Raw genomic sequence first — 16,540 nt, 5'->3', positions numbered from 1 at the left:
AAGGTCCCGGGCCCGGCCCTGACATGCCTGCCGACGGCTACGCGCGCTTCGCGCGGCAGCCCGTCAGTTGTCGTCCTCGTCAATGAGGAAGCCCCGCATCGGCGACGGCGCCTGCTGCATCGGCTGCTGGCCCTGGGGCCGCACCGGTGCCATCGGCTGGGTCATCGCCGGGGACATCTGCTGCTGGCCGCCGTAGGACGGGGCCGCCGGCGACGGGCCGTGGCCGCCCATCGTCTGCTGGCCGCCGTAGGACGGGGCACCGGCTCCGGCGGGGGCCATGGAGGGCGCCGGGGACGGGGGCAGCGAGGCCGTCGCGGGGGTACGCGGCGGGGCCAGGGAGTCATCGGCCTGGGTCTCCAGCTGGCGGAGCTGGCTCTCCAGGTAGGACTTCAGCCGCGTCCGGTACTCGCGCTCGAAGCCGCGCAGGTCCTCGACCTTGCGCTCCAGCGTGGCGCGAGCGGACTCGAGCGAGCCCATCGCGACGCGGTGCTTCTCCTGCGCGTCCCGCTCCAGCGCGTCGGCCTTGGCGCGGGCGTCGCGCTCCAGGCCCTCGGCGCGCGAACGCGCCTCACCGACGATCTTGTTGGCCTCGGAGCGGGCCTCGGCGATGGCCTGGTCGGCCGTCTGCTGGGCCAGCGAGAGCACACGCGCGGCGCTGTCGCCGCCCGGGCCCTGACCGGGGCCACCCATCGGACCGCCCATGGGGCCGCCCATCGGGCCACCCTGCATGGGGCCACCCATGGGACCGCCCTGCATCGGACCGGGACCCATGGGGTTGGGGCCCTGAGGGCCACCCTGCATCGGACCGGCCGGCAGCTGGGGAGCACCACCGGGCAGCTGGGGGGGACCCATCTGCGGGGGCTGCTGCTGGACCGGAGGTCCAGATATGGCAGCGGGCACAGGAGCCCCGGGACCTCGGCCGTCCTGCGGCTCCGGGGGTTTGCGCATGCCCTGCTGCTGGTTCTGCGCCGCGGCACGGGTCGCCGCCGCCAGCTTGGCGCGCAGGTCCTCGTTCTCCCGGAGCAGACGGGTCAGCTCGGCTTCGACCTCGTCGAGAAAGGCATCGACCTCGTCCTCGTCATAGCCTTCTCGGAGGCGGACGGTCGTGAACTGCTTGTTCCGCACGTCCTCGGGGGTCAACGGCATCTCTTCTTCACCTCTACGTAGTCGTCGGCAGTCGGCAAGACCGTATCGCTCACATCCCGCTCCCCACCCCGCGGACGATGGAGATCAGGATGTAGACGATGATCATCAGAACGAAGAAGGACAGATCGAGTGCCACGCCCCCCAAACGCAGCGGCGGAATGAACCGCCGCAGAAGCTTGAGCGGTGGATCGGTGACAGTGTAGGTGGCCTCGAGAACGACCACCATCGCCTTCCCGGGTTGCCATGATCGGGCGAACTGGAAGACGTAGTCCATGACCAGCCGGAAGAAGAGCACGACGAGGAAGCACACCAGCGCGATGTAGACAACCTGCACTGCGACGCCCATTACCGCGCGTACCTCTCCCCTGGCTCTCGTGTCCGGCCTCGCGGCCGGGTCGTTCGTTCCCGGTGTTCAGCTCTGATTGAAGAACCCGCCCTCTGCGATGCGGGCCTTGTCCTCCGCCGTGACATCGACGTTAGCAGGCGACAGCAGGAACACCTTCTGCGTCACTCGCTCAATGCTGCCATGGAGACCGAAGACGAGTCCCGCGGCAAAGTCGACAAGTCGCTTTGCGTCGGTGTCGTCCATCTCCGTGAGGTTCATGATCACAGGCGTTCCCTCGCGGAAGTGTTCCCCGATGGTACGGGCCTCGTTGTAGGTCCGCGGGTGCAGCGTCGTGATGCGGTAGGGCTCCCGCTCGGACACAACCTTGGGCATGATCACGGGGGCGTTCTTCTCCAGATTCGGACGTTCAGGTGTGATGGATGCCACGGGGGCGATTCGTGCCGGACGTCCGGATTCCGCAGGCGGCGGCGCCGAATGGGCCACCGGCTCGCGGGGCGCGGGCGGCTGCACCGCGCGCACCGGCTCATCCCGTTCCATCTGGTGCGGGGGCTGGTGCCGACGCCGGTCCCGCTCGGGCTCCGGCTCCATCTCGGGTTCGAAGTCATCGTCGGGGTCGAATCCCCGGCCGTCGTACCCATCGTCCTCCACGAGGCCGAGGTAGACCGCCATCTTGCGCATCGCGCCGGCCATTCTCTGAGTCCTCCGCTCTGTGGTGGATCGGCTTCGTTCGGCTACATCACCAAGTGCCCGCGATCCACTCGGCCTGTCCGCTATTCGACGGAAATGACCATATTTTCTACTGTGGTCCGACTTGCATCGCGACGTTACCCGAGCCGAGGTCGGACTCCGAGTACCGCAGTACCGACGCGCACATGTGTCGCCCCGGCCGCCACGGCCTCTTCGAGGTCCGCACTCATCCCTGCTGACACCATGTTCGCAGCAGGATGAGCCGCGCGCACGCCTGATGCGAATTCCATCAGCCGCTCGAAGGCGGCCTGTTGACGCCCGGCATACGGGCCCTCCAGCGGCGCGACGGTCATCAGCCCGTCGAGCCTGAGCCCGGGCGAGCCGTCGACCGCCGCCGCCAACTCCTCGATCCCGCCGGGCGGAACACCGCCCCGGCCGGCCGAACCCGACTCGGCGTCGAGGGCGACCTGGATCAGGCAGCCCAGTTCGCGCCCCTCGCGCACCGCCGCGGCGGACAGCGCCCGAACGAGCTTCAGGCGGTCGACCGATTGCACAATATCGGCATAACTCGCCACCGACCGGACCTTGTTGGTCTGGAGCTGACCCACGAAATGCCAGGTGAGATCGAGATCGGAACACTCGGCGGCCTTCGGCGCCGCGTCCTGGTCCTTGTTCTCGGCGACATGCCGCACCCCGAGCCCATGCAGCAGTCGTACATCGCTCGCCGGGTAGGTCTTGGTGACCACGATGAGGGTCACCTCTTCCCGCTCGCGCCCGGCCGCGGCACAGGCAGAAGCGATACGTTCCTCCGCCCGCGCCAGGTTCCCGGCGAGTTCGGCCCTGCGGTCGCTCATCGCTCTTCTCGGTCTTCTCTTTCGCTGCCCTGGCCCGCCAGCCAGACATAACCGGCCAGCCGGCCCGTGGTGCGGTCGCGGCGGTACGAGTAGTGATCGCCGGACTCCCGTGTGCAGACCGGCGACGCCTGGCGGTCCCGTACACCGAGCGCCGCGAGCTGGGCGTGCACCCCGGCGGTGACATCCACCGCGGGAGTGCCCCAGCTCGTCCGCGCCCACGCCTCAGGCACCACCGCCGCGACCTCGGCGCGCATAGCCTCGGGCACCTCATAGCACTTCCCGCAGACGGCCGGGCCGGTACGGGCCACGATCCGGTCCGGGGTGGCCCCGAGCTCGATCATGGCCGCGACCGCCGCGGGTACGACCCCCGCGACGAGGCCAGGGCGCCCGGCGTGCGCTGCACCCGCCACCCCGGCGACGGGGTCGGCGAGCAGAACCGGGGTGCAGTCGGCGGTGAGCACCGCGAGCGCGAGCCCGCGCCGGGCGGTCACCACCGCGTCCACCGCCGGGATGTCCCCGCTGGGCGCGGCGCCTGCGATCGCCCAGGGTCCGTCGACCACGGCGACATCGCGGCCGTGCACCTGGTTCATCCAGACCACGTGCCCCGGTTCGAGGCCGAGTGCCTTGGCGGCCAGCTCGCGGTTCGTGCGAACGGCGGCGGGGTCGTCGCCGACCGCGCCGCCGAGGTTGAGCTCCTCGTACGGAGCGGCGCTCACTCCGCCCCACCTGTCGGTGAAGGCGAAGTGGGCGCCGCTCACGCTGTCCTGCCCCCGTATCACCGCGAGGTCACTTCAGGAAGTCCGGGACATCCAGCTCTTCGGCCTGGCTGTCATACGGGCGGGCCGGAGGGACCTGCGGGGCGGATCCGCCGGAGAGCGAGCTGTCGCCTCCGACCGGAGCCGGCTCGGCCGGGGCCGCGGGCTCCTCGCGCGGGGGCACCGTGCCGAGGCCGCCGATGGAGCGGGGCTCCGGGCGGGCCGGGGGCGCCGGCTCCTCGCGCTTGGCGGCGGTGGAGCCGATCACATTGTCCCGGCGGGCCGGGGGCTGGCCCCCGTCGAAGCCTGCCGCGATGACCGTGACCCGCACCTCGTCGCCGAGCGCGTCGTCGATGACGGCGCCGAAGATGATGTTGGCCTCGGGGTGGGCGGCCTCGCTGACCAGCTGGGCCGCCTCATTGATCTCGAAGAGACCGAGGTCCGAGCCACCGGAGATGGAGAGCAGCACACCACGGGCGCCGTCGATGGACGCTTCGAGCAGCGGCGAGGAGATCGCCATCTCGGCCGCGGCCACCGCACGGTCGTCGCCGCGGGCGGAACCGATGCCCATGAGAGCGGATCCGGCCTCGGACATGACCGACTTGACGTCGGCGAAGTCCAGGTTGATCAGACCCGGTGTGGTGATCAGATCGGTGATGCCCTGAACGCCGGAGAGCAGGACCTGATCGGCGGACTTGAACGCGTCGAGCACGCTGACCTGGCGGTCCGAAATGGACAGCAGACGGTCGTTCGGGATCACGATGAGGGTGTCGACCTCTTCGCGGAGCTCGGCGATGCCGTCCTCTGCCTGGTTGGCGCGGCGGCGGCCCTCGAAGGTGAAGGGCCGGGTGACCACGCCGATGGTCAGGGCGCCCAGTGAGCGCGCGATGTTGGCCACGACGGGCGCGCCGCCGGTGCCGGTGCCGCCGCCTTCGCCGGCGGTGACGAAGACCATGTCGGCCCCCTTGAGGACCTCCTCGATCTCCTCTCGGTGGTCCTCTGCCGCCTTGCGGCCGACGGCCGGGTTGGCTCCGGCTCCGAGGCCGCGGGTGAGCTCGCGGCCGACATCGAGCTTGACGTCGGCGTCGCTCATCAGCAGCGCCTGTGCGTCGGTGTTGATCGCGATGAACTCGACGCCCTTGAGGCCGACCTCGATCATCCGGTTGATGGCATTCACACCACCGCCGCCGACACCGATGACCTTGATGACTGCGAGGTAGTTCTGCGGTGCTGCCACGTCGAAGGCCTCTCGCCTCGAGATACGTGTCGCCGCTTCGCGGGGGTTCCGCGCCGTGACGACGATGCCGATGGGACGGTTCGAAGTGCCGACCCAAACCCTAACGTTGAAGTTTAGGGTTACCAGTGTCCGTCCTACTGGACTCTCTCGAACGAGACACTAAGTCGACAAGCGGCGCGCGTTCAACGAACACGCCGAACCTCCCGTTTTTCTTTTCACCCTATGTGATCAGCCGTTGCGCTGACCAACCAGGGTGCTGGCCTGCGCGTTTGTGCGTCAACTCCCCGAGGCCGCAGGGGCCGTCGGGGCGCTGACATCGAAGTGCCGGGCTTCCGGCTGCGCTTTCAGCAGCGCGGTCAGCGCCCGCGCCTTGGCCTCGCCGTCGCTGCCGCTGCCCCACAGCACCGTTCTGCCACGCGTCAACTTCAGAGTGATGGAGTCATACGAACTGATTTCCACAGAACGCAGCGTCTGGGCTGCGGCCCGCGGAAGCCCGGAGACGGCCAGGACCGCCTCCCGCACCAGCCGCTGCTCGCCGAAGCGGCGCAGACTGGACGGCTGCACGGCCGTCAGCTCCAGCAGGGGCAGACCCTCGGGGGCGGTGTCCACGGTCGCGAACCGCACCCCCTGGGCATCCAACTCGACAAATTTCCCGCCCTCTTCGACGAGGAGCACCGGCTTTCGCTCCACCACCGTCAACTCGATCCCGCGCGGCCAGGAGCGGACGGCCTGGACCGAGTCGATCCGTGGCAGTTTCCGGCGCAACCGTGCCTCGATCTCCTCCAGATCGACCGAGACGAGTGGCGATCCGATCGGAACCGCAGCGGCCCGCTCGACCTCGCGCGGGGTGAGCACCGCCGTACCGGAGACCCGGACCTCCTCGGTACGCAGCCAGGAAGAGCCGTACAGCAGCCAGACCCCGGTGCCGGAGAGCACGATCAGCACCGAGACGGCCAGCAGCATCCGCAGCCGGAACATCCGGGACCTGCCGGCAGTGGGAGCACCCTTGGACGGGCCCGACCGGCCCTGCCGGCCCGAGCGACCGGGCCCGCTGGATCGGCCGGGCGGAGACTGGCCGATCTGCTTGCCCGCGCCCCGTTCGGCGGTCGTCGGTCCGGCCATCTCCGTGCCCTGCCCTTCGTCGTACTGCCGCGCCCTGCCCGCCCGGCCCCCTACCGGCGCGCCCTGGCGGCAATCGCTTCGTAGACCATTCCGACAAGCAGATCGTCTGCGTCCCGGCGTCCGAACTCGGCGGCGGAGCGGGACATCTCGTACAACCGGTGCGGATCGGCCAGCACCGGGAGCACATTCCCCTGGACCCACTGGGGGCTCAGCTCGGCGTCGTCCACCAGCAGTCCACCGCCGGCCTTCACCACCGGCTGGGCGTTGAGCCGCTGTTCACCGTTGCCGATCGGCAGCGGTACGTACGCGGCGGGCAGCCCGACAGCGGACAGCTCGGCGACGGTCATGGCACCCGCGCGGCACAGCATCATGTCGGCCGCGGCATACGCGAGATCCATCCGGTCCAGATACGGTACCGGGATGTAGGGCGGCATTCCGGGCATGTTGTCCACGCGCGGCAGCTCGTTCTTGGGGCCGACCGCGTGCAGGATCTGGATTCCGGAGCGCTGGAGCAGCGGGGCGACCTGCTGGACCACCTCGTTGAGCCGGCGGGCCCCCTGGGAGCCGCCGGACACCAGCAGCGTCGGCAGGTTGGGGTCGAGACCGAAGGCGGCGCGGGCCTCGGGCCGCATCCGGGCCCGGTCCAGGGTCGCGATGGAGCGGCGCAGCGGAATGCCGATGTAGCGGGCGTCGCGCAGCTTGCTGTCCGGGGTGGAGACCGCCACACCGGCGGCGTAGCGCGAGCCGATCTTGTTGGCCAGACCCGGGCGGGCGTTGGCCTCGTGGACGACGATCGGCACACCGAGCCGCTTGGCCGCGAGATAGCCGGGCAGGGCGACATAGCCGCCGAAGCCGACGACGCAGTCGGCCTTGGTGCGCTCCAGGATCTGCTCGGCGGCCTTGATGGTGCCGCGCAGCCGCCCGGGAACCGTGATCAGTTCGGGCGTGGGCTTGCGCGGCAGCGGCACGGCGGGGATGAGGGCCAGCTCATAGCCGCGCTCGGGGACGAGCCTGGTCTCCAGGCCCCGCTCCGTGCCGAGTGCTGTGATGCCCACGGTCGGGTCCTGCCTGCGCAGGGCGTCCGCGAGGGCGAGCGCGGGCTCGATGTGGCCGGCGGTCCCCCCGCCGGCGAGTACGACATGCACCGAAATTCACCGCTCTCCGGACGGACGCTTCGTCAGGCGCCGTCTCATCGTCTTCCATCTCACCCCGGACCCGCGTGCGGCCAGGGCCGCCTTCGCCGCGGGGTCCTCACGCGCGAACGCGATCAGCAACCCCACCGCGAACATGGTCGGCAGCAGGGCGGAGCCCCCGTAAGAGAACAGCGGGAGGGGGACTCCGGCGATCGGCAGCAGACCGAGCACCGCACCGATGTTGATCACGGCCTGGGCCGTGATCCAGGTGGTCACGCCTCCCGCGGCGTATCTCACGAAGGGATCCTCCGTGCGTCCGGCCACGCGGATACCCGCATAGCCTAGAGCCGCGAAGAGAGTGAGCACCGACAGCGTCCCCGCCAGCCCCAGTTCCTCCCCGGTGACGGCGAAGATGAAGTCGGTGTGCGCTTCGGGTAGTTGGCCCCATTTTTCCACACTCGCGCCGATGCCGGAACCGAACCATCCGCCGGAGGCGAGCGCGTAGATCCCGTGCACGGCCTGCCAGCAGACGCCCTCGGGTCCCAGATCGGTGGCACCGACACACCGGAAGCGGCCCATCCGGTTGGGGCTGGTCTTGATCAGCACGGCGCCGATCACCACGGCGACGGCGAGCACTCCGGTGAACAGCCTGGTGGGAGCCCCGGCAAGCCAGAGCAGCCCGAACAGGATCGCGGCCAGGATGATCGAGGTGCCCATGTCCCCGCCGAGCATGATCAGCCCCAGCAGCAGGAAGGTGACCGGCACCAACGGCACGAGCAGGTGCTTCCACTGGGTGAGCAGTTTCTTGTCCTGCTTGCGGGCGAGCAGGTCGGCGCCCCAGAGGATCAGCGCCAGCTTGCCGAACTCACTGGGCTGGAGCTGGAAGGGACCACCGAGGTAGATCCAGTTCTGGTTGCCGTTGACGGAGTGCCCTATCCCCGGGATCTGCACCAGCACCATCAACAGGACGCTGACCGCGAGCAGGGGGTAGGCGCACGCCCGGTGGAGCCGGGACGGCATACGGGAAGCGGCCAGCAGCAGCACGGTGCCGATGACCGCGGCGAGGAACTGCTTGCGGAAGAAGTACGAGGGGGCGAGCGAGTACTTCAGCGCCGTGATCATCGACGCGGAGTAGACCATCACCAGACCCAGCGCGGTGATCAGCAGTCCGGCACCGAGGATCACGTAGTACGCGGTGAGCGGCCGGTCCCAGGCCCGTCGGGCCTGCTCGAAGAGCCGCCGGGGCCCACCTCCCGGCAGCCTGCCCGAACCGCCGGGGCGGCCTGTCCCACCGCGTGCCGACGACGGTCTCCGCGCCGGTGGCGGTTTCCGCGCCGGGGCCCCCGCGGTGCCGCTGCGCGACAGCACTCCGGGTGACCCGGCGAGCGCCGCCGCCGGCCGGGGACGGGACGCGGCGGTGGGGTCGTACTGCGGCATGGGCGGTGTCCCCTTTCGACAGCTCCGTGTCCCCTGGCCTTCGGCCGGGGGCCTCCCACCGGGGCGCCTTGAGCGGGCTCCGGGGTCCTTCCCCCGAGGACGAGCGGGGAGGACGGGCGCGCGCTCCCCCCTCGTGCTCGGGGCTGTGCGCTCCGCCGGAGGACGCCCCGATGCCTTCGGCCTTCCGGTGTCCGCGCTCCAGCCGGAAGGCCGCGCCGGTCAGGCGTGTTCGGCGGCGAGTGCCCGGACGGCGTCCGCGAAGGCTTCGCCCCGCTTGTTGTAGTTGGCGAACATGTCCATCGAGGCACAGGCGGGAGCCAGCAGCACCGTGTCCCCCGGCCGCGCGAGCCCCGCCGCTTCGCGGACCGCCGCCGCCATCGCCCCAGTGTCGGTCCGGTCGAGGTCGACCACGGGGACCTCGGGGGCGTGTCGCGCGAGCGCTTCGGCGATCAGCGCGCGGTCCGCGCCCATCAGCACGACGCCCCGCAGCCGCTGCGCGGAGGTGCGGACGAGTTCGTCGAACGTGGCGCCCTTCGCCAGTCCCCCCGCGATCCATACGATCGGGTCGTATGCCGCCAAGGAGGCTTCCGTGGCATGGGTGTTGGTGGCCTTGGAGTCGTCCACATAGGAGATGCCCGCGATATCGGCGACATGCTCGATACGGTGCGGGTCGGGACGGAATGCGCGCAGCCCGTCCCGCACGGCCGTCGGGGCGACACCGAAAGCGCGGGCGAGGGCCGCCGCGGCCAGGGCGTTGGCGATGTTGTGCGGGGCCGGTGGGTTGACGTCCGAGACCTCGGCCAGCTCCTGGGCCTGCTTCTGCCGGTTCTCAACGAACGCGCGGTCCACGAGGATGCCGTCGACCACACCGAGTTGGGAGGGCCCGGGGGCCCCGAGGGTGAAACCGATCGCACGGCAGCCCTCGACCACGTCGGCCTCGCGCACCAGGCCCTCGGTGGCGGGGTCGGCGGTGTTGTAGACGCAGGCAACCGTGTTGCCCTCGTAGATCCGGCCCTTGTCGGCCGCGTACGCCTCCATCGAGCCGTGCCAGTCCAGGTGGTCCGGCGCCAGGTTGAGCACGGCGGCGGAGTGGGCACGCAGCGAGGGGGCCCAGTGGAGCTGGTAGCTGGAGAGCTCGACGGCCAGCACGTCGTACTTCTCCTCGCCGAGGACGGCGTCCAGCAGCGAGACGCCGATGTTGCCGACGGCCGCCGTCCTCAGACCGGCCGCCTCCAGGATCGAGGCCAGCATCCGCACGGTGGTGGTCTTGCCGTTGGTGCCGGTGACCGCGAGCCAGGGAGCGGAGTCCGGGCCGCGGAGCCGCCAGGCCAGTTCCACATCGCCCCAGACCGCCACGCCCGCCTCGGCGGCGGCGGCGAACAGCGGTTTGCCGGGCTTCCAGCCGGGCGCCGTGACGACCAGCTCGGTGCCCGCCGGCAGGGTGTCCCCGTCGCCGAGGCGGACGGTGATGCCTTCCGCCTCCAGCTCCGCGGCCTGCGCACGCGCGCGCTCGTCGTCGCCGTCGTTGACGACCGTGACGACCGCGCCCAAGCCGTGCAGGACGCGTGCGGCCGGGATGCCGCTCACGCCGAGCCCGGCGACGGTGACGTGCTTGCCCTGCCAGTCCCGCGTACTCACTTGTCGGCCGCCCATCCCGCGTAGAAGAGGCCCAGACCCACAATGACGCACATGCCCTGAATGATCCAGAACCGGACCACGACCAGCACTTCCGACCAGCCCTTGAGCTCGAAGTGGTGCTGGAGCGGAGCCATCCGGAAGACCCGCTTGCCGGTGAGCCGGAAGGAGCCGACCTGGATGATCACCGACATGGTGATCAGCACGAACAGTCCGCCGAGCAGCGCGAGCAGCAGTTCGGTACGGGAGCAGATCGCCAGACCCGCCAGCGCGCCGCCGAGGGCGAGCGAGCCCGTGTCTCCCATGAAGATCTTGGCCGGTGAGGTGTTCCACCACAGGAAGCCGAAGCAGGCGCCCATCAGCGCGGAGGCGACCACGGCGAGGTCGAGCGGGTCGCGTACCTCGAAGCAGGCATTGGGGTTGGTCAGGGTGTTCGCGTTGGCGCACCACTCCTGGAACTGCCAGAGCCCGATGAAGGTGTAGGCGCCGAAGACCATCACGGACGCGCCGGTGGCCAGGCCGTCCAGACCGTCCGTGAGGTTCACGCCGTTCGACATCGCGAGGATCATGAACAGCGCCCAGACCACGAACAGCACCGGGCCGATGGACCAGCCGAAGTCGGTGACGAAGGAGAGCCTGGTGGACGCGGGTGTCTGGCCGCGGATGTCGGCGAACTGGAGGGACAGCACGGCGAAGGCGATACCGACGATCAGCTGTCCGGCCATCTTCGCCTTGGCCCGCAGACCCAGGGACCGCTGCTTGACGATCTTGATGTAGTCGTCCAGGAAGCCGACCAGGCCCATGCCTGCCATCAGGAACAGCACCAGCACGCCCGAGAACGAGGGCTTCTCGCCGGTGATCACCTTGGCGAGGGCGTAGGCGATGAGCGTGGCCAGGATGAAGGCGATACCGCCCATCGTGGGCGTGCCCTTCTTGCTGCCGTGGCTGCGCGGGCCGTCGTCGCGGATGAACTGGCCGTAGCCCTTGCGGGCCAGCAACTTGATCAGCAGCGGGGTGCCGATGAGCGTCAGGAAGAGCCCGATGGCCCCCGAGAAGAGGATCTGCCTCATCGACCGGCTACCTGCCCCTCGGAAGAGCCCGCCGTGGTCCCCGTGTTCTCGAGCAGCGCCTGGGCGATCCGCTCAAGCCCGGCCGACCTCGAAGCCTTCACCAGCACGACGTCTCCCGGGCGCAGCTCTCTGCGCAACAGGTCAACCGCAGCCTGCGCGTCGGACACGTGCACCGACTCCTCACCCCACGAACCCTCGTTGTAAGCGCCCAGTTGCAACCAGGACGCTTCCCTGCCCCCGACTGCCACGAGCTTGCTGACGTTGAGCCGGACGACAAGCCGTCCGACCGCGTCGTGCTCGGCGAGCGCCTCGTCCCCCAGTTCGGCCATCGGGCCGAGCACCGCCCAGGTACGTCCCCCGGCGGCTCGTGCGGCCGCTCCCATGGCCACGAGGGCGCGCAGGGCGGCTCTCATGGACTCGGGGTTCGCGTTGTAGGCGTCGTTGACGATCGTCACGCCGTCCGGACGCTCGGTGACCTCCATACGCCAGCGGGAGAGGGTGCCGGCCTCGGAGAGCGCGGTGGCGATCTCGTCGACGGGCATGCCCAGCTCATGGGCGACGGTGGCCGCGGCGAGCGCGTTCGACACGTGGTGCTCACCGTACAGCCGCAAGGTCACATCACCGCACCCGGATGGTGTGCGAAGCAGGAATGCGGGCTGCCCGCTCGGCGTCAGCCGGACGTTCTCCGCCCGTACGTCCGCTTCGCCCGCCTCGCCGAACAGCACGACGCGTGCCTTCGTACGCGCGGCCATGGCGCGCACGAGGGGGTCGTCGGCGTTGAGTACGGCGATGCCGCCCTGTTCGGCGGGCGGCAGGCACTCCACGAGCTCGCCCTTGGCCTGGGCGATCTGCTCACGGCCGCCGAACTCGCCGATGTGTGCGCTGCCGACGTTGAGCACCACACCGATACGCGGCGGGGTGAGGCCGGTGAGATAGCGGATGTGGCCGATGCCGCGGGCGCCCATCTCCAGGACGAGATGGCGGGTTTCCGCCGTCGCGCGCAGCGCGGTCAGTGGCAGGCCGATCTCGTTGTTGAGGGATCCGGGGGTCCACACCGTGGGGGCGTGGCGCTCCAGGAGCTGGGCGATGAGGTCCTTGGTGGAGGTCTTCCCGGCGGATCCGGTGAGGGCGACGACCTCCGTGCCGAGCCGCCCGACCACGGCGCGGGCCAGCGCGCCCAGGGCGGTCTGCACGTCGTCCACGACGATGGCCGGCACACCGACGGGGCGCACGGCGAGCACCGCGACGGCACCCGCCTCGACCGCGCGCTCCGCGTAGTCGTGGCCGTCGGCGTGCTCACCGGCGAAGGCGGCGAAGAGACTCCCGGATTCGACCTGCCGGGAGTCGATGACGACGGAACCGGTGACCTGGACGGCCGGATCCGGTATGTCGTGGGTCTGCCCGCCGACGACATGGGCGATCTCGGCGAGGGAGAGGGCGATCACTGCTTCATCCCTGACTGTTCTGGTGACGGGCTGCGTCTACTGCGTCTGCTGCGTCTGCTGCGTCCGGGGAGCCGGCGTTGTCCGGGGTGCCGGCGTGGCGTGGGGAACGGGCTTCGATGGCCTCGCGGAGCACCTGACGGTCATCGAAGGCGCGGACCACCCCGGCGATGTCCTGGCCCTGTTCATGGCCTTTGCCCGCGACCAGCACGGTGTCGCCCGCCTCGGCCCGTGCGACGGCCGCGGCGATGGCGGCGGCGCGCTCCTCGAACACCTGGACCTCGCCGCGTTCGTGCGCGGGTACTTCGGCGGCACCCGCGAGCATGGTGGCGAGGATCGCGAGCGGGTCCTCGGAGCGGGGGTTGTCAGAGGTCAGGATGGCGGTGTCGGCGTGGCGTGCCGCGGCGGCGCCCATCGGTCCGCGCTTGGTCGTGTCGCGGTCGCCGCCACAGCCGAGCACGATGTGCAGCCGGCCCTTGGTGACCTTGCGCAGGGCGCGCAGCACCGACTCGACGGCGTCCGTCTTGTGCGCGTAGTCGACCACGGCGAGATACGGCTGCCCGGCGTCGACGCGTTCCAGCCTGCCGGGGACGCCGGGGACTGCGGCGACGCCATCGGCCGCGGTCTGCGGGTCGAGCCCGGCGACGGCGAGGGTGGTGATCGCGGCGAGGGTGTTGGCGACGTTGAAGGCACCCGGCAGCGGCGCCTGGGCGGTCACCCGCTCACCGTCCGGGCCGACGGCGGTGAACGTCGAGCCGAGCGGGCCCAGTTCGACTCCCTCGGCGTGCCAGTCGGCGTCCGGGTGGCCCTCGGCGGAGAAGGTGACGACCGGGATGGGCGACTCGGCGGCCAGCCGCCTGCCGTACTCGTCGTCCAGGTTGACCACGCCTCGCCGGGCCCGGGCGGGGGTGAAGAGCTGCGCCTTGGCCTGGAAGTAGTCCTCCATGCCGGAGTGGAACTCCATGTGCTCCGGGCTGAGGTTGTTGAACACGGCGATGTCGAACACGCAGCCGTCGACCCGGCCGAGCACCAGTGCGTGGCTGGACACCTCCATGGCGACCGACTCGACATCGCGCTCGCGCATCACCGCGAACAGCGCTTGGAGGTCGGTGGCTTCGGGGGTGGTGCGCTCCGCCTTGATGCGCTCGTCGCCGATACGCATCTCGACCGTGCCGATGAGCCCGGTGCGGCGGCCCGCGCCGCGCAGCCCGCCCTCCACCAGATAGGCGGTGGTGGTCTTGCCCGATGTGCCCGTGATGCCGATCTGGAGCAGACCGGCACCGGGCTGTCCGTAGATCGCGGCGGCCAGAGCGCCCATCTGGCCGCGCGGGTTCCCGCTGACCAGTACCGGCAGCCCGGTCGCGGCGGCACGCTCGGCACCGGTCGGGTCGGTGAGGATGGCGGCGGCGCCGAGTTCCTTCGCCTGGGCGACGAAGTCGGCGCCGTGCAGCCGGGCTCCGGGGAGGGCCGCGTACACGTCACCGGGGCGTACCGCCCGGGAGTCGTGGGTGATGCCGGTGACCGCGCCGGAGCCCGGGGGCTCTACCCCCAGCCGGTCGGCCAGCTCACTGAGGTCGATCGGGCGGACCTCGGCCGGACGGGGTGGGGCGGTTCGGTACTGATCAGCATGTGGCACGGCGGTGAGCGTACCGGGCGTACCGGGACCGGTGCTAAATGAGGGGGGGTCGGGCGTGATCCTTGTCACTGAGGGTGCCTCCCGGCTCACGTGCCCGGCTCGAACGTCACCGGAAGCCGCGCGGGCGGTGCGCCGGTGGGTGCGACCTGTTGGGTCTTGAGGGCGAATTCCATGACCTTCTTGTAGATGGGTCCGCAGATCTGGCCGCCGAAATAGCTGCCCTTGGTCGGGTTCTGGATGGCGCAGTAGACCGTGATCCGAGGGTCGTCGGCGGGTGCAAAGCCGGCGAAGGACGCGGTGTAGCCCTTGTAGCGGCCGGTTTCCGGGTCGACCCGGTTGGCCGTACCGGTCTTTCCTGCCACGCGGTAGCCGGGGATCTTGGCCTTGGTGCCGGTGCCCTCCTCGTCGCCGACGACGGATTCGAGCATGGTGGCGAGGGTGCGGGCGGTCTTCTCGCTGACCACCCGGGTCTTCCCGGGCTCGGGGGCGGCGGTGAACCGTCCGTCCGGCCCGGTGGTGCCCCGCACCAGGGTGGGCTCGATGCGCACGCCGCCGTTGGCGATGGTCGAGTACACGGACGCGGCCTGGACGGCGTTGACGGACAGGCCCTGGCCGAACGGGATCGTGTACTGCTGCGAGGTGGACCAGTTCTGCGGCTTGGCGAGGATGCCGGGGGATTCGCCGGGGTAGTCGAGGCCCGTCGGGCTGCCGATGCCGAACTTACGCAGATATGAGTAGAGGACCCGGTTGGCCTCAGCCTGGGTCTTGCCGAGCTGGCCGGTGGCCAGGATCGTGCCGATGTTGCTTGACTTGGCGAGGACGCCGTTGAGGGTCAGATGCCAGGTGGGGTGGTCGATGTCGTCGTGGAACAGCCGGTCGCCGCGGTGCAGCCGGTTCGGCACGGTGACATGGGTGGCGGGGGTCGCTGCCTGCTCCTCCAGGACCGCTGCCATGGACATGACCTTGCTGGTGGAACCCGGCTCGTACACGTCCTGGAGGGCGGCATTGCCCATGACCGCCGCGTCGGCCCGGGAGATGTCGTTGGGGTCGAACCCGGGGGCGTTGGCCATGGCGAGGATCTCGCCGGTGCGGGTGTTCTGGACCACGACATAGCCCCGGTCGGCCTTGGACTTGCGCACCTGGGCGGCGATCGCCTGCTGGGCGGCCCACTGGATGTCGCGGTCGATGGTGAGCTCGATGTCGGCGCCGGGGACGGCGGGCACCTCGCGGGCTCCGGCGGTGGGGACGCGCCGGCCGCCGGACTGGGCGTAGGTGACCTCGCCGTCCTGGCCGGCGAGTTCGGCGTCGAGCATGGATTCGAGGCCGCCCGCGCCGCGGCCTTCGGCGTTGACGTATCCCAGTATCCCGGCCCCGAGCTCGCCGTTGGGGTAGACCCGCTTGCTGCGGGCCTCGCGGAACACTCCGGCCAGCACGTTGGCTCCGGGCCCGCCCTTGGCCCGGTCGGTCCTCGCCTTCTCGGCGAAGACACCCTTGAGGTCGCTGATCTGCTTCCACACCTGGGGGGTCTGGCGCCGGGCGAGGACGGTATAGCGGGACTTGGGGGTCTTGAGCCGGTTCGCGAGCTCGGCGGCGTCCTTGCCCAGGATCGGGGCGAGCAGTGCCGCCGCCTGCTCGGGGGCGTCCGGGGCCTTGCTCTCCTCCGGGGTGAACATCTTCGGGTCGGCGGTGATGTCGTATGCGTCGACGCTGGTGGCGAGGGCGATCCCGGACCGGTCGGTGATCTCGCCGCGCTCCGCGGTCAGCGTGTGGCTCATGTAGCGGTTCTTGCCGGCCATGGCCGCGTAGGTGCCCGCGTCGATCGCCTGCACTTGGAGGAGGCGTACGACGAACACCAGCATGGTGAGGGTCAGCGCCAGGCTGACGAGCCGCAGCCGGGGGCGGGGGTTGCCCAGGCGGATCCTGCGCGGCTGGGCGGCGGCGGGGCGGGGGCGGTTCGCGACGGGGCGGGGGCGGTTGCCCGGCCCGGGGCGCCGGGCGGGCCCGGGAACGCGGCGGCGCGGAGTTTCCTTGGGGGGCACT

At 70.6% G+C, this 16,540-nt stretch carries 14 protein-coding genes; all 14 read right to left on the bottom strand.

All coding sequences use genetic code 11. The annotated features are described in order from the left end of the window. Nucleotides 1–63: 63 nt before the first annotated feature. The 14 genes from ACFWI9_RS09570 to ACFWI9_RS09505 all read right to left on the bottom strand — a co-directional run bounded on the left by ACFWI9_RS09570 (nt 64) and on the right by ACFWI9_RS09505 (nt 16,539). Entirely contained in the window at nt 64–1,146 is a 1,083-nt protein-coding gene (locus ACFWI9_RS09570) for a DivIVA domain-containing protein (RefSeq protein ID WP_387160267.1), read from the bottom strand. 49 nt (nt 1,147–1,195) lie between these two features. Continuing rightward, on the bottom strand, nt 1,196–1,492 hold the full coding sequence (locus ACFWI9_RS09565; RefSeq protein ID WP_338676159.1) for a YggT family protein: 297 nt from the start codon (nt 1,490–1,492) through the stop codon (nt 1,196–1,198). A gap of 66 nt (nt 1,493–1,558) precedes the next feature. Further along, complete coding sequence (locus ACFWI9_RS09560; RefSeq protein WP_387160265.1) at nt 1,559–2,182, bottom strand: cell division protein SepF; 624 nt, start codon at nt 2,180–2,182, stop codon at nt 1,559–1,561. 134 nt (nt 2,183–2,316) lie between these two features. Next, the gene (locus ACFWI9_RS09555) at nt 2,317–3,033 is read right to left on the bottom strand and encodes a YggS family pyridoxal phosphate-dependent enzyme (RefSeq protein ID WP_387160263.1); all 717 of its coding nucleotides are present in this window, start codon (nt 3,031–3,033) and stop codon (nt 2,317–2,319) included. Then, nucleotides 3,030–3,791, bottom strand: coding sequence for a peptidoglycan editing factor PgeF (gene pgeF, locus ACFWI9_RS09550; RefSeq protein ID WP_387160261.1), 762 nt, complete (start codon nt 3,789–3,791; stop codon nt 3,030–3,032). The genes ACFWI9_RS09555 and pgeF overlap by 4 nt, the downstream gene beginning before the upstream one ends. A gap of 28 nt (nt 3,792–3,819) precedes the next feature. Continuing rightward, nucleotides 3,820–5,025: a cell division protein FtsZ gene (gene ftsZ / locus ACFWI9_RS09545; RefSeq protein WP_387160259.1), complete on the bottom strand. Its 1,206-nt coding sequence runs from the start codon at nt 5,023–5,025 to the stop codon at nt 3,820–3,822. Nucleotides 5,026–5,301: 276 nt separating this feature from the next. Beyond that, nucleotides 5,302–6,147 (bottom strand): cell division protein FtsQ/DivIB, encoded by an 846-nt coding sequence (locus ACFWI9_RS09540; protein WP_387160257.1) that lies wholly within the window; start codon nt 6,145–6,147, stop codon nt 5,302–5,304. Between the two features lie 50 nt (nt 6,148–6,197). Next, the gene (gene murG, locus ACFWI9_RS09535) at nt 6,198–7,292 is read right to left on the bottom strand and encodes an undecaprenyldiphospho-muramoylpentapeptide beta-N-acetylglucosaminyltransferase (RefSeq protein ID WP_387160255.1); all 1,095 of its coding nucleotides are present in this window, start codon (nt 7,290–7,292) and stop codon (nt 6,198–6,200) included. Nucleotides 7,293–7,298: 6 nt separating this feature from the next. Further along, on the bottom strand, nt 7,299–8,717 hold the full coding sequence (gene ftsW, locus ACFWI9_RS09530) for a putative lipid II flippase FtsW (protein ID WP_387160253.1): 1,419 nt from the start codon (nt 8,715–8,717) through the stop codon (nt 7,299–7,301). Between the two features lie 219 nt (nt 8,718–8,936). Next, nucleotides 8,937–10,355, bottom strand: a complete 1,419-nt coding sequence (gene murD, locus ACFWI9_RS09525) for a UDP-N-acetylmuramoyl-L-alanine--D-glutamate ligase (RefSeq protein ID WP_387160251.1) — start codon at nt 10,353–10,355, stop codon at nt 8,937–8,939. Continuing rightward, complete coding sequence (gene mraY, locus ACFWI9_RS09520) at nt 10,352–11,422, bottom strand: phospho-N-acetylmuramoyl-pentapeptide-transferase (protein WP_387160250.1); 1,071 nt, start codon at nt 11,420–11,422, stop codon at nt 10,352–10,354. Before mraY ends, murD begins: the two co-directional genes overlap by 4 nt. Next, nucleotides 11,419–12,867 (bottom strand): UDP-N-acetylmuramoyl-tripeptide--D-alanyl-D-alanine ligase, encoded by a 1,449-nt coding sequence (gene murF, locus ACFWI9_RS09515; protein ID WP_387160248.1) that lies wholly within the window; start codon nt 12,865–12,867, stop codon nt 11,419–11,421. The genes mraY and murF overlap by 4 nt, the downstream gene beginning before the upstream one ends. Nucleotides 12,868–12,871: 4 nt before the next feature. Beyond that, the gene (locus ACFWI9_RS09510) at nt 12,872–14,569 is read right to left on the bottom strand and encodes a UDP-N-acetylmuramoyl-L-alanyl-D-glutamate--2,6-diaminopimelate ligase (protein WP_387160247.1); all 1,698 of its coding nucleotides are present in this window, start codon (nt 14,567–14,569) and stop codon (nt 12,872–12,874) included. 17 nt (nt 14,570–14,586) lie between these two features. After that, nucleotides 14,587–16,539, bottom strand: coding sequence for a peptidoglycan D,D-transpeptidase FtsI family protein (locus ACFWI9_RS09505; RefSeq protein WP_387160245.1), 1,953 nt, complete (start codon nt 16,537–16,539; stop codon nt 14,587–14,589). Nucleotide 16,540 lies beyond the last annotated feature (1 nt).

The organism is Streptomyces sp. NPDC127084 (genome assembly GCF_042724175.1).
GTDB lineage: Bacteria > Actinomycetota > Actinomycetes > Streptomycetales > Streptomycetaceae > Streptomyces.
This window is presented reverse-complemented; position numbering and strand designations above follow the sequence as displayed.